The organism is Cellulosilyticum sp. ST5, from assembly GCF_046529625.1.
In the GTDB taxonomy this organism is placed as follows: domain Bacteria; phylum Bacillota; class Clostridia; order Lachnospirales; family Cellulosilyticaceae; genus Cellulosilyticum; species Cellulosilyticum lentocellum.
In genome coordinates this window covers 4,344,337-4,358,053 of the sequence record NZ_CP132338.1, presented here as the reverse complement: position 1 = coordinate 4,358,053, position 13,717 = coordinate 4,344,337, and the positions used below count along the sequence as shown (strand labels likewise).

Annotated in this window: 7 protein-coding genes; 1 reads left to right on the top strand and 6 read right to left on the bottom strand. The window is 33.0% G+C overall.

Going from position 1 to position 13,717, the window contains the following annotated elements:
- Positions 1–58: 58 nt before the first annotated feature.
- The 3 genes from QTL86_RS20965 to QTL86_RS20955 all read right to left on the bottom strand — a co-directional run bounded on the left by QTL86_RS20965 (position 59) and on the right by QTL86_RS20955 (position 6,801).
- Positions 59–1,966, bottom strand: a complete 1,908-nt coding sequence (locus QTL86_RS20965) for an O-antigen ligase family protein (protein ID WP_127064670.1) — start codon at positions 1,964–1,966, stop codon at positions 59–61.
- Between the two features lie 210 nt (positions 1,967–2,176).
- Complete coding sequence (locus QTL86_RS20960) at positions 2,177–4,306, bottom strand: stalk domain-containing protein (protein WP_127064671.1); 2,130 nt, start codon at positions 4,304–4,306, stop codon at positions 2,177–2,179.
- A 392-nt stretch (positions 4,307–4,698) separates the two neighbouring features.
- Positions 4,699–6,801 (bottom strand): stalk domain-containing protein, encoded by a 2,103-nt coding sequence (locus QTL86_RS20955; protein WP_127064672.1) that lies wholly within the window; start codon positions 6,799–6,801, stop codon positions 4,699–4,701.
- A 464-nt stretch (positions 6,802–7,265) separates the two neighbouring features.
- Here QTL86_RS20955 and QTL86_RS20950 point away from each other — a divergent pair, with 464 nt between their 5' ends.
- Positions 7,266–9,188 (top strand): polysaccharide deacetylase family protein, encoded by a 1,923-nt coding sequence (locus QTL86_RS20950; protein WP_190283436.1) that lies wholly within the window; start codon positions 7,266–7,268, stop codon positions 9,186–9,188.
- Positions 9,189–9,280: 92 nt separating this feature from the next.
- Here the strand turns inward: QTL86_RS20950 and QTL86_RS20945 are convergent, their stop codons facing one another.
- The 3 genes from QTL86_RS20945 to galU form a co-directional block, all read right to left on the bottom strand.
- Positions 9,281–10,804 carry an S-layer homology domain-containing protein gene (locus QTL86_RS20945; protein WP_410495964.1) on the bottom strand — a complete coding sequence of 508 codons (1,524 nt, stop codon included), beginning with the start codon at positions 10,802–10,804 and terminating at the stop codon, positions 9,281–9,283.
- A gap of 9 nt (positions 10,805–10,813) precedes the next feature.
- On the bottom strand, positions 10,814–12,559 hold the full coding sequence (locus QTL86_RS20940) for a hypothetical protein (protein WP_410495963.1): 1,746 nt from the start codon (positions 12,557–12,559) through the stop codon (positions 10,814–10,816).
- Positions 12,560–12,786: 227 nt separating this feature from the next.
- Positions 12,787–13,659: a UTP--glucose-1-phosphate uridylyltransferase GalU gene (galU, locus tag QTL86_RS20935; RefSeq protein WP_410495962.1), complete on the bottom strand. Its 873-nt coding sequence runs from the start codon at positions 13,657–13,659 to the stop codon at positions 12,787–12,789.
- Positions 13,660–13,717: the final 58 nt, after the last annotated feature.

The window sequence follows — 13,717 nt, the reverse complement described above, 5'->3', positions numbered from 1 at the left end:
GTACTCATCCCCTTTTATTAAAATTGATTTGTTCTAAAATGCACCTCTTGTTTTTCTGCTAAATATGTTCTCTTGTTTTTATATCTACTGTAGCATGGGCAACTCTCTTTTTAACTTCTACTTGCTCTTTATTATTAATATAATTGATTGCTACGCCTGTTCCTAATAAGATCCAAAAGATAGGCGCTACTGATACAATAGAGTCATTAAATACCCCTGCTCCTAAATAACCTATAATACCCAAACTAGTTGCCATTCCTACAATTTGTTTACCTTCATAGTAACTTTTAAGCGCATAAAGCCTAAAGCTATCTATTATATATGCACCTACCAGCACGAGGAATGCTAGTAAAGCTAATATCCCCTCATTTAAAGCAATTTGTAAGTATAGATTATGAGGTTTATCTACTAACATGTTAGGTGTATCATATGCCCACCATTTTGCTAAGCGGTCATTTTGTGGAAATTCTAATGCAAAGGTATCTGGTCCATTTCCTATTAGTATGGTATCTTTTAGCATTGGCAAACTACGTGACCATATATAACCACGAGCTGAACCTAATTTTTCTTTTCCTTCAAAGCCCCAATAAGGTGCTTCTTCTAATACTAAAGGTTCATTGGTATAGTTATCCGCTAAGTAAACACCTTGTTCTTCACTAATTCTAACTACGAAGCATTCTTGCCCATTAAACATTAATATAGCACCATCTGCAACTTGGCTTTCTTCTTGTAAACTAATAAGTTGGAATTGTAACTCGCTAAACCTAGAATCTGTTGTGCTTCCTATATTATCCTGTATATCAAATTTCACTGGCTCGCCTTGATTATCAACTATAAACAAACGATCTTCAACATATGTAAGTATAAGTGTTCCTTTTTGCATCTCAATAATTGTTGTTCCATCTTGTGAAGTGATTGATTTCACAGGAATATGTTCTTTATAGTTAAAACTCTTATCTGCAGGCATAAAGATACCAAAGGCATCCTGAACAAGAGTAGGAATTCTTTGGAACATAGTGCCATTAGTAAGTATATTAAACCCTATAAGCACAACACCTAAACCCACCACTACTGGCACTGTCAATTTCCACTTCCTTATAATGACCTTGGCAAATACAATGATTGCAACTAATACGCTTATAGCTACACCAACTAACCCCGCTCTTGAAGTACTCCCTAACAGAAGAAATAAGGAACAAATAGCAATAACTCCTAATGCTATTTTTCTTTTATAACCTCTTACAAATAACGTAAGTGTCATGAATAATGGAACCATAATAGCAGCAAAACTACCCATATAGTTGTAATGATACAGTGTTCCGTAGATTTTACCTGATTCATATTGCGCTTGTACATTTCCTACTAAATCAGCATATTTTTCAGGCATAACCCACTTATTGATGATCCCCTTTTGCATGAGTAAATCATGACCAAAATATTGAAAGGCTCCTAGTATTGTGAGAATAATAACTAACACGCTTATTGAAACTAATATATATGTATAATCTTTTGTATTTCTAAACACATAAATTGTATATAGAAACATCATTATGTAGCACGCTAACATCACAAAACCCTCTGCTCTGTCAGGTAGCCCCCAAAAGGCTACATCTTTATAACTAGAACAAATAGCAGATATGAAGGAAAGTACTAAAAATACTCCTGCAGCACCTGCATATAGGATAAGCTGCTTATCTTTCTTCATTGTACCCTTTTGATAAAGTAAAAAAAGCAGTATGACCATAGCTATACATAGTAAGATAATTCCTACAGATTTATACTGAGAAAAGAAATCACCATATATTGGTGTTTGTATAAAATTTTCTACTGTCTTACTAACTGTCACTCCTGTTAGTCTTACAATTAAAGGAACAATACTTAGTAAAATAATAACGGGTATCCATAGTATCTGAAAAGTTATTTTCTCCTGCTTTGCCAGCTTTTGCTCTTTATCTAATTGCGACATTCTTTACACTCCTTTTTATATATTGTCTATTGTATTTTATATTTGCTTACAAATAGCACTTATTCCTATAATAACCTCCTCCTATTTTATCATATTTTTCCGGAAAAACCTAGCAATTAACATTTTATACTATTTTATTATGGAACATAAAAATAAGAGCCAAGCCATTGCTTAGCTCTTATCTTTATAGAATTCTAGATAATCCTAGAATTATTTGTTTTCAAATGTAGCAACTTTAGTTGTTGCATCCCAGTTAGGTGTGATACCAAGAATTTTAGCAACTTCACCTACTGGAGCATATGTTCTACCATCTTTAACAACTACTTTTGTAGCTAATTTGATAGATGCACCATTTACGATTGCAACATCACTACCAGCTGTAAGTTGAACTGTTCTAGAACCAGCAAAGATTGTAGCTGTACCAGCTGAGAATAAGATATCTTTTTCAGATACACCGAATGCAGTTGCAACATATCTTACAGGAACCATTGTGTAACCTGGATCTTGAATGTATGCAGCAGCATCCATAGTAGCTACTTTACCATTGATTGTATATTCTTTGCTACCAATAGTGAATGCAGCTGTACCTTTTGGTAAACCATTAGCAGCAAGTTCTTCAACGTTAGGTGTTCCTACTACGAAGAAATCTTTAGATTTAAGTTCTCCGTTGTAATCACTTACGCCAAGTTTTAATTCATAAGTACCTTGTGGAACTGTTCTATCAACTTTAACTTCTACACCTTCAACAGTGATTGTAGCTGGTTCATCTTTAGATGCTTTTGTTAATGTAATTTCAATTGCACTTGTAGTAGATTTACCATTTTTCCAATCTACTTTAACTTTAGATGAACCATCAACTGTTACTTTTGGTAACTCTGTGAAAGAGATACCATCTTCATCTGCAAGGTTAAGTGTAATTACAGAATTCTTAGCAAATGCACCTTTTTCATTTTCTGTGATAACTAATTTACCACCAACTTGTTTAGATTGACCAACTTTAAGTGTCATAGCTTCTGCTTTAATTGTAAAGTTTGGTTTAGCTTCTGCTACTACTACTGTTTGCTCTTCTACATAACGACCATATGTAGAAAGTGTGATGTCACCTTCTGTATCAAGTTTAGTAATTACTTTAAGTTCTTTACCATCGATGAATTTTTCTACATCAGAATCTTTTCCAGCTGTTTTGATTACGAAACCAATAAGTTCATCGTCTTTTTTGTCTTTCATATCTTTATAGATAAGGTCATCATCACTAATTCCTAATTCTTTTTTAAGATTAGCTTTTTCAAAGTATCCTTTGTCAAGAGTGAATTCTACTTCACCTTTAGCTGTACTATCAGCTGTTACTTCTTTGTATGTGATTTTAACTTTCTCATCTTTACCAGATTTGATAGTTTTCTTTTCAGCTACTGTAAGCTCTGTACCATATTCTGCTACTGTAGCTACTTTAACTTCTTTGTATTCTACTTTTGTATCGTTTTTACCTTCTACCGATACATTTAAGTCACCTGTTTCTGGTGATTTATCTAAAGATTTAACTCTAAGGTTAGAGATTTCCCATACACCTTTACCAGCTGGATCTGTTACTTTTGGAAGTACAAGAGTAAGAGTTTGTTTATCTTTATCAAGTGTTCCTGTAAGAGTAGTTGATCCATAAGATGAGAAACCTTTTGAACCTTTAAGTGTTACTGTACCTGCAACAAATTCAAAATCACTATGTTCCATTTCGATTTCAATAGTTCTATCTGCATCAGCATCTTTTAATAATGAACCAGCAACTTGTTCTGTGATAACAATTGTACCAACTTTTTCTCCAGCAGATGAAGTTGTAAAGAATTTTGTATCATCTTTAACTGTTACTACTGCTTTTGAATCGCTTTTGTTAGCGAATACAATTGGAGATGATGTGCTAGAGATTTCTGTGTCGTTACCATCTACAGAGATTTTAGCTTCTCCTGTAACTTTTACTGTTGATAAAGAAATTGAAATAATTTTATCTTTGTCTGATGGATCAACAACTACTGTAGCTTCTGTTTCACTTGTTGCTACTACGCTAACTCCGTTTGCTGTATTCGCAGAACCAATTGCTATAGCATCTAATACATCATTAGTTTTATTAAATTTAGCATTTTCTAATGTAATATAGAATTGAGTTCTTGTTGTAACTGCATCTGTTAATTTGATGTTTAATGCAGGTGCCACAGCTCCAAGTGGATCTTCATTTGCAACTGTAATAGTTTTTGTTACTGATGTTGTAGAAGCAGCCATAGTTACAACTGGAACAGCTGTTACTACCATTGCTGATGCTAATACAACAGCTAATTTTTGACGTAATTTCATTTAAACGTCCCCCTTTATAATAATATACTAAAGTTAATATTTTAAATTAATTTCATAATTGATTATATATACAGAAATATATTAAGTCAATAAAATAACTTTTTTTGTAACTTCATTGTAATATATTCCATAGATTATGAAATTACTAAAATATATAATCTAAATAAAATATATCATATTATTTTTAAAAGGCAATATAAACATTTATTTTGTTACATAAATGAAATATTTTATTTTTATATACTTAAGTTAAATCTTATTTTTATTAGTTATTTATTATTATAGTTAAAGCTGTAAATCTACATATAGATAAAAAGGACTTATTAATATTGAAGGAATCAATATTAATAAGTCCTTTATTTTATGAAATAGCTCTCACTAAAGGCTATTTATTATTTATTTGTAAATGTAGCTGTTTTAGATGTAGCATCCCAAGCTTTTTGGATACCAAGAAGTTGAGCTACTTCTCCGATAGGAGCGTATGTTCTACCTTCTTTGATTGCTACTTTTGTAGACATTTTAATTTGAGCACCATTTACTACTGCTACGTCACTACCGTTTGTAAGTTGGATAGTTCTGTTTCCAGCGAAGATTGTTGTTACACCTTTTGAGAATAAGATATCGCTAGCTTTAACACCGAATGCTTCTGCAACATATCTCATTGGCACCATTGTGTAACCTGGATCTTGGATGTAAGATGCAGCATCCATAGTTTTTTCTACACCGTTCACTGTGTATTTAGATTCACCAATTACAAATGAAGATGTACCTCTAGCAAGACCGTTAGATGCTAAATCTTCTGTATTTGGAGTTCCGATTACAAGGAAGTCTTCTACTTCTAATGTACCGTTTAAGTTAGATACTGTTAATTTAACATCATATGTACCTTCTGGAACAGTTCTATCTACTTTAACTTCAAGATCTTCAATAGTAATTTCTGCTGCTTCTTTAGAAGCTTTAGTTACTTCTACTTCGATAACTGCTGCTGTAGTAGCTGTACCTTTTGTTTTCCAGCTAGCTTTAACTGTCATACCATTTGTAGCAGATACTTCTGGAAGTTCTGTTAATGTGATACCTTCTTCAGCTGGGATTTCGATTTCAAATTTAGTTCCTCTAGCGAAAGCTCCTGCTTTTTCTTCTGTAAGAACTAATTTACCACCAACTTGTTTAGATTGACCAACTTTAAGTGTCATAGCTTCTGTATCAACTGTGAAGTTTGGAGCAACTTCTGCTACTACTACTTCTTGATCTTCTACGAAACGACCACTTGTAGAAACTTTAATTTCACCTGTCATACCGATTTCTGTTACGATTTCGATTTCTGCTTTATCTAAGAATTTATCAACAGCTGATGTTCCATTACAATTGATTACGAAACCAATGATTTCTTCAGCTTTTGGTTTTTTAGAATCTTTGTAGATTTTTGTTGCGCCAGCTGGAACTGTTGATTCTTTAATGAAACCTTGGCTTAATAAGAACTCAACATCACCTGTTGCTGTGCTATCTGCTGTTAATTCTTTGTATGTTAATTTAACTTTTGTAGATTTACCAGCTACTACTTCATCTTTTGCATCTACTGTAAGCTCTGTACCGTATTCTGTTACTGTAGCTACTTTAACTTCTTTAGATTCTACTTTAGTATCACCTTTACCAGTTACTGTTACGTTTAAGTCACCTGTTTCTGGAGCTTTATCTGTAGATTTAACTCTAATTCCTGTGATTTCGAATGCACCTTTACCAGCTGCTGTAGTTACTTCTGGAAGAACAACTACAAGAGTTCCGTTATCTAAGCTAGCGTCAACTGATACTTCTCCTAAAGAAGAGAAACCTTTTGAACCTTTAACTTTAATATCTGCTAATGAACCAAATTCAAAGTCATTGTGTTCTACGTCGATTTCAACTGTTCTTTTAGCTGCATCTGTAGTTACTAAAGAACCAGCAACTTGTTCTGTGATTACAACAGTACCAACTTTTTCACCTGCAGATGAAGTTGTGTAGAATTTTGTATCATCTTTAGCTGTTACTGTAGCTTTTGAATCGCTTTTGTTAGCGAATACGATTGGAGATGATGTGCTAGAGATTTCTGTATCGTTACCATCTACAGAGATTTTAGCTTCTCCTGTAACTTTTACATTTGATAATAAGATAGCTAAATCTTTATCTGCAGCAACGTCTGCTGTTAATTTAACTGTAGCTTCTGTTTCACTAGTTGGTGTTAATTCTGCTACTTTAGTACCATCAGCTTTTACATCTGTTGCTGTACCAATTCCATCCCATTTAGCATTTTCTAATGTAAGGTAAAATTGTGTTCCTGATGTTACAGCATCTTTTAATTCGATTTTTAATGTTGGAGCTGTGCTTCCTAATACATTTTCGTTTGATACTGTAATAACTTTAGACACTGATGTGTTAGATGCAGCCATAGTTACTACTGGAACTGAAGTGATTACCATTGCAGATGCTAAAACAACTGCTAATTTTTGACGTAATTTCATTGTCAAATCCTCCTGATTATGTAATATATTATTGTCATTTAATAAATATGTAATATAACTTTGTAAAATAGTTATGTTAATAAATTAGCATTTCAAAACTCTTTATATGAACTAATTTATCTTCAACCAAAACCTCGTTTGTTTAAGTCGATAATGTTATTATATACATTATATCAAGTTTTTTCAACAGGAATTTATTGGTTTTTACTTCCTTTTAATACTTCTAATTATTCTTTATATTTTATTTTATTAATATTTATTTGTAACTAAAGTAATTAATTATGTAAATTAAAAATATTTTACCACCCGTTATTTATTACGTTTCATTTAATAATTTTAATATTTATTTAATATATTGACCTACCATGCTACATTCTCTTTGTCTATATTCACTCTCTCTTTATATTTTTTGACTAGAAATGATTTATAATAGAAGATAAATGCTTAATATCAAAGGAGGCGCTATGTTAATTAACAGATTACTCAAATATAAATACATCATTCTCTTATTCTTCTCATTAGGAATAATTGGATTAATTATACGTTACACCATCTCTCTACCTCCTCGTAATAATGAAGATACTTTAGAAGTTATGAGACTCAATCAGAATGTTACTCCCGTATTTAGCCTCCAGCCACAATTACTTTATACAACAAATTTAGAGAATCAACTTATAGATACTTTAGAATCTGTAGCTTTTGATAATGAGAAGGAGGTAACTGTACAAAATATAAATATCGCTGTTGATATAAAAGAAACTGCTTTAGAGGCCGTTGCTAATCATTTATCCACTCTATCTCCTTATGTTTCTAAGTTAACCGTTTCTTTATTGGCAAGCTCATCTTTAGATGAACAAGCTTATATTAATTTATATGAAAAATTATATACACTTCTAGATCAACAAGCACTTTCTAAAATAGAGTTCATTTTATATCCTCAGAATTTGTCTCAGCTTCAACAGTACAATGCGTTAGAGCTAACATATAGCATCGGGATCAATATTAATTCTTTGGAAGATTTAAATAGATTAACTAGTGTTTATGAACATTTCAAAGGATTAAAGAAACTATATGTAAGAGAAGATTTTATAGGTGCTTATAAAGATAACACGCTAGAAGCTTCAAAAGGAATTAATGCATTTTACTATCTATTGGCTATTCGCTATCCTCAATGCACTGAAATTTTTTCTTCTTTTATGAAGAATCCTCTAGGGTTAGAAAATGACTTTTCTCTTAAACCTTCGAATCCTAATTACACTATCTATCAAAGTATCTATGGCCGTTTATTAGCTGAACCTTGGCTTACTATCAAAGATGTTCCTTTAGCCTCTGTTTCGCCTTATACCTTGTTAAATAGTTATGATACGCTTACTGGTACAGAAGAAATTCTTCTTTCCCCTGAATCAACCTTTTCTCCCTTCTCTTCCGGGCAAGTCGATACTTCTTCTACACTTAGCTATATAAACTACAGATTAGAAGAACAAGAAATAACTATGCAAAATTATTATCCTTATGTAGTTAAAATAGATACAACTATGGAGCCCAACGGCATAACGAGACTTAAAGCTCTTGGTTATAATGATGCTGGTGAAGTCATAGAAGTACAAAGTGTAGACTTAACATTTCAAAATGAAAATTCAATTTCACGCGCCAAACGTACTTTAGTAGATTTTCCACTTAGTGACCAACCTGAGTACGGCGCAAATTATATTCCTATTTTGATGTATCATACAGTTACAGATATAGTGGCTAAGGAAGAGAATAATAGTTGTGTTGAAACTAAATTATTTGATGCTCAAATGAAAACATTGATAGATAACGGATATACACCTATTAATTTCAAAGTACTTTACGACTATATAAATGGCGTAAGCGGTTTACCCGAAAAGCCTATTTTAATCACTATGGATGATGGCTACTTAAACAACTATACAAACGCTTATCCTATTTATAAGAAATATAATATTCCAGCTACACTCTTTGTTTCTCCCTATTTCATGGAAGAAGAAAATACAGAAAGGCACTTTGGTTGGAAGGCTGCTAAAGAAATGGAAGACAGTGGTTTAATCGATATTCAATCACACGGTTATAATCACACCCCTCTTCCTTATCTTTCTTTAAAAGATGTACAATATCATATCTCACGTTCTAAAGGGATTATAGAAAAGAATCTAGGCCCACGCGATGTATTTGTGGTAGCCTACCCACAATTTCGTAACACCAGATACACAAGAAAGCTTTTATCCGAACTCGGCATTGATCTTCAAATTACCAAACTTGCAAAAAGAGGGACGGTTCTTGATGCTTCTAATTTAAAGCGAATTAATGTTCCTAATACTATGTCTCCTGAAGAACTCATTAATACGCTTGAAAAACTAACTAATTAAAATAGAAAAAGAGGGACAAAAAGAGGGACGGTTCTTAAATGTAAAATTTAAGAACCGTCCCTCTTTTTCTATTTTATTACTATATTATTTCATTAACCTATTAGCATTTTATCATTATAGTCTTTTTGCAATTCATATCTTAAATAGTTAATTAACTGATCTAAGAAAGTAGCGCACTCTGCTTTAGTTACTAACTTTTTAGGAAGTATATAGCCGTTACTAGGTGTAATAATACCTAAATTACTTGCTGCATAAATAGAAGATTTAGCCCAACTAGAAATCTGTCCATCGTCTACAAATGGTGTGTAGCTATCCATAGTTCCTAGTCCTAGTCTTTCTAAACCTATTGCTTTTACATTAAGTAAATACATAAGTTCTCTGGTCATACTCGTATTGCCATTAAAATATCCTCCATCAATAAGACCTGCCTTATAAGCTGCAACAGCATATGGATAATAACTATCCCCTTCACTAATGTCTTTAAATGGGGACGGTTCTACTTGTTTTTTAGAGGAACTACGTGTACTTTTGCTGTTTTCTTCTGGCAATGGGATTTGAAGAGCTTTTACAAGCATCTTTATATATTCTTTCTTTGTCACAATTTGATTTGGTGAAAAAGTAAGTGGATTTTCATCAAAGATCTTCATGCTATACATTTTCTTAATTTGAGTTTCTGCTGGATGTCCTTTAAGGTTGAGTGATGTCGGTATAGAAAGTTGTTCCACTGTAGGGCTACTTTCTATATTCATCATGCCAGATAGTTCATCATCATATAACCCAATATTACCTTGTAAAACATTATAACTTAGTGCACCTTCGCTTCTGATAATTTCTTTGTAGTTTCCTGCCATGCTTATAGCAGTTGGTTCATTAGCCCCATATTGTATATCTCTATATACAGTAACTGTTGGTGTTTCCTCTACCGCATAGCCTTTACCACTAGCTAAATCTATGGTTATCTCTCTCTTTTGTGTTTCTGTTTTTGCAAATGCTTGTTCGTAACCATAAACAGGTGCATTAACTGCTATTACAATGTTTTTTTCTTCTCCTGGATTCCCTACACCTTCATAAACAGCTTCATAGTGTACATCACCTCTATAGTAAAGTACACCTGGTGTTTCATCTTCTAATACACTCTTGGAGTATTGAGATTTTGTATTATCTAAGGTATAGCTTTGTCCTTTTACTGTAATAATTTCTTTCCACTTTTTAGCTTTGGTAACTTTTGTAGTCTGTTTTCTATTGGCTTCGTATATGTATTGCGTTTCAAAAGTAATATCTCTAGTCAGCTTTACTGTACCATCTGTATTAGCAGCTTCCATAACATATCTCTCAGTATATGTTCCTTCAGCTTTTTCTTTATCTACACCCTTGCCCGGCGAAATAGTTACTGTTCCTTCTACTAATTCTGCCTTGCCAGTCAAATAAATATTCTCTTTATAAGGTAAAGTATATTTTGACGTAGTGGATTTTTTACTTGTTTGCGCCATAGAAGTTAAAGTTTCTAATTTAACCCCTGGTGTAATCCCACCAAAGCTTCCCATCTCACCTTCGGCTGCAAAGGTCGAGGTTGCAAATAACATAAAACTTATTCCCAGTGTTAGTATTTTTTTCATTTTGACCTCCTAGTTCTCTACAATGATGATATAACCATTTACCGTGCCTGCAGAATCTTTTAAGTTAGTTTCAACCATAGCACTGATGATATCGCCTTCTTCTAGGCTACGGGCTGGAACTACTTTACCATCCTTTAAAATAACAGTATTAGACTGAAGATTAATAGTAGCCCCTGTATTTTTCTTGCTATATTGAACCCATTTCTTTTGCTGTTTATGGTAATAATATGCATCTTTAATTTGAATGCTACCATCAGCAGCCTTATAGACCTGTCCCTTAACAGACTCCGTTATATATGGCATATCAATAATCATATAAGCTTTATCGCCTATAGCCACTACTGTATAAACATTACTTACTTCTGATTTATCTCCATAATCTAGGAATGCCTCAATTCCATCTTCTACAATACCCTCTGCTGTATAGAACTTAGTATTAGCATCTATTGAGAAAGTATGTGGTGTTGGATGATAGTACCATGTATTATCTTGTAGTAATGAGAAAGTTTCAAATTGGAAAGACTCTCTTTCTTTAATTTGTTTAATTCTTCCTCTAAATACCTCTAAAGAACCTGTTGTTTTCTCACTCATTATATTTCCAATGGCTAGCTTGTTCTCACCAGTAACAACAGCCTGCAAGGTATCTCCTACCATAATGCTGTTACCATCAACTAAACGTTTATCTCTTACTACAATAGCATCTTCTGCGATATAAATGGTTTCTCCTGATAATAATTTCACCGTATTTGCAGAAGCATAGGTTACTAGGGACGGTTCTAATGTAGTTTGAAGCTTACTCTGGAAATTTAGCTTGATTGCATTTTCTTTTCCTTTATAGTTTTCTGCTGCTACATACACATATCCATCCGCATTTTTTAAGCTTCTACTTACATAATCTAGCGATACACGATTTCCAATAAGGTACGCTGCTACATTAGTAGTATCTATTCCTATACGTAGTAAACTATTATATGCTCCCCAATTAGTTTTCCCTAATGCCTGAGCATTTTTTAAGTTAAGCATCTTCTTAAATGTATCTACAGAGGTAACCTGGCCCCTATAAATATTAGAAATGTATCTTGTATCATTATCAATTACAATTTCTTGAACAGTCTCATCTATAATGCCTTCCCCTAAAATCTTTTGACAGACTAATACTTTCACCCAACTTCCAGTTTTAATAGCACTTAAAGCAGTTGATGTACTACCTTTAGTTACGGGTGTATTAAGTCCTACATCATAAACATAGACGTTTCCTTGGTCATCCTGAAGCTGCAAACTTGCTGTTTCTCCTGTATTATATTGGAAAGAAACAACCTTACCATAACGCACTAAATAGTCATTGTATGCGCTGATATAAGTTGCAATTCCATCTTTATTTAATCTAATATAAATGCTGTCACCTGCTTGAATACTTGTTATAGATGAATCTCTAGGGTCATATTCAAAATTAGGAAACATCTCATCAATATATCCTATCCTATCCTCCATCTCATAGTAGGGTTGCTTTTCAACTACTAATTCATCTTTATAGTAATTACAAGTTATCTCTCTACCTTGGCTATTCTTATATACTAAATATCCTAGCTCTGGATAATTTTCTACGACGATTCCTCTATCTTCTGTATAATTATCATATAACATATCATTGTATTCTGATTCTGTAAGATATGCAGGTATCTCTGCAAATGTTGTCATACCCATACCAACGCTTAAAATAACTGTCCCCAGTATGTAACACCAACGTTTTCCCATTTTTGATTCCTCCTAAGTAAAACTAACCTTAACATTTATATCGACTTGCTTCTTTACTTTCTTTAGGGACAGGTCTCAATTTATTATGTTGTTTTATAGGGACAGGTCTTTACTCATGCCTAACTTATGGGGACATAGCTTATGGGGACAGGTCTTAATTATGGATCTAATTATGTGGCTTCATTATGGCTGGATAATAAAAAAGATAAGGAGACTATCCTTATCCTTTAAAATGTTTTTACAATTTCTTTTAGATATGCTTTAAATTCTTCATTTAGTTCTGGTCTTTTTAACGCAAATTCAACAGTTGCTTGGAGGAATCCCATTTTATTACCTACATCATAGCGATGTCCAATAAAATCATATGCATACATCGGCTCTTCTTTAGCCAATTTATTAAGTGCATCTGTAAGTTGGATTTCTCCACCTGCTCCTATTTCCTGTTTTTCAAGGTAGTCAAATATTCTAGGAGTAATAATGTATCTTCCTAGTACTGCTACATTGGTTGGTGCTTCATCTATAGGTGGTTTTTCCACCATATTTTTTACTTCATAAATACGACTATCTAATTGAACTCCATCTACTATTCCATATTTATTGACGTCTTTTCTTTCTACTGTTTGGACACCCAAAACAGAGGCATTATATTTTTCATATACATCTATCATTTGCTTAAGCGCTGGCTTCTCCGAATCAATGACATCATCACCAAGTAGTACTGCAAATGGCTCATTTCCCACAAAAGTTTTAGCTGTTAGGACTGCATGACCTAAGCCCTTTGGTTCTTTTTGTCGTATATAATAAATGTTAGCTATTTGAGACACTGACCTTGCAATTTCTAAAAGCTTTTTACTTTGTTTCTTCTCTAGTTCCATTTCCAATTCTACCGATTTATCAAAATGGTCTTCTATTGCTTTTTTAGTTCTTCCTGTTACGATAATAATATCTTCTATTCCTGATGCAACAGCTTCCTCTACTATATATTGAATTGTTGGTTTGTCTACTATTGGTAACATTTCTTTTGGCTGTGCTTTAGTAGCAGGTAAAAACCTTGTCCCTAATCCTGCTGCAGGTATGATTGCTTTTCTTATTTTACTCATTATATCCCCCTTATTTCTCTCCATTTAGTTTATACTTCTATTTTTATCTAACTAGTAT

What these genes read in the sequence shown, in the direction of transcription:
- QTL86_RS20965 (WP_127064670.1), bottom strand. Translation starts at nt 1,966, where the DNA reads ATGTCGCAATTAGATAAAGAGCAAAAGCTGGCAAAGCAGGAGAAAATA.
- QTL86_RS20960 (WP_127064671.1), bottom strand. Translation starts at nt 4,306, where the DNA reads ATGAAATTACGTCAAAAATTAGCTGTTGTATTAGCATCAGCAATGGTA.
- QTL86_RS20955 (WP_127064672.1), bottom strand. Translation starts at nt 6,801, where the DNA reads ATGAAATTACGTCAAAAATTAGCAGTTGTTTTAGCATCTGCAATGGTA.
- QTL86_RS20950 (WP_190283436.1), top strand. Translation starts at nt 7,266, where the DNA reads ATGTTAATTAACAGATTACTCAAATATAAATACATCATTCTCTTATTC.
- QTL86_RS20945 (WP_410495964.1), bottom strand. Translation starts at nt 10,804, where the DNA reads ATGAAAAAAATACTAACACTGGGAATAAGTTTTATGTTATTTGCAACC.
- QTL86_RS20940 (WP_410495963.1), bottom strand. Translation starts at nt 12,559, where the DNA reads ATGGGAAAACGTTGGTGTTACATACTGGGGACAGTTATTTTAAGCGTT.
- galU (WP_410495962.1), bottom strand. Translation starts at nt 13,659, where the DNA reads ATGAGTAAAATAAGAAAAGCAATCATACCTGCAGCAGGATTAGGGACA.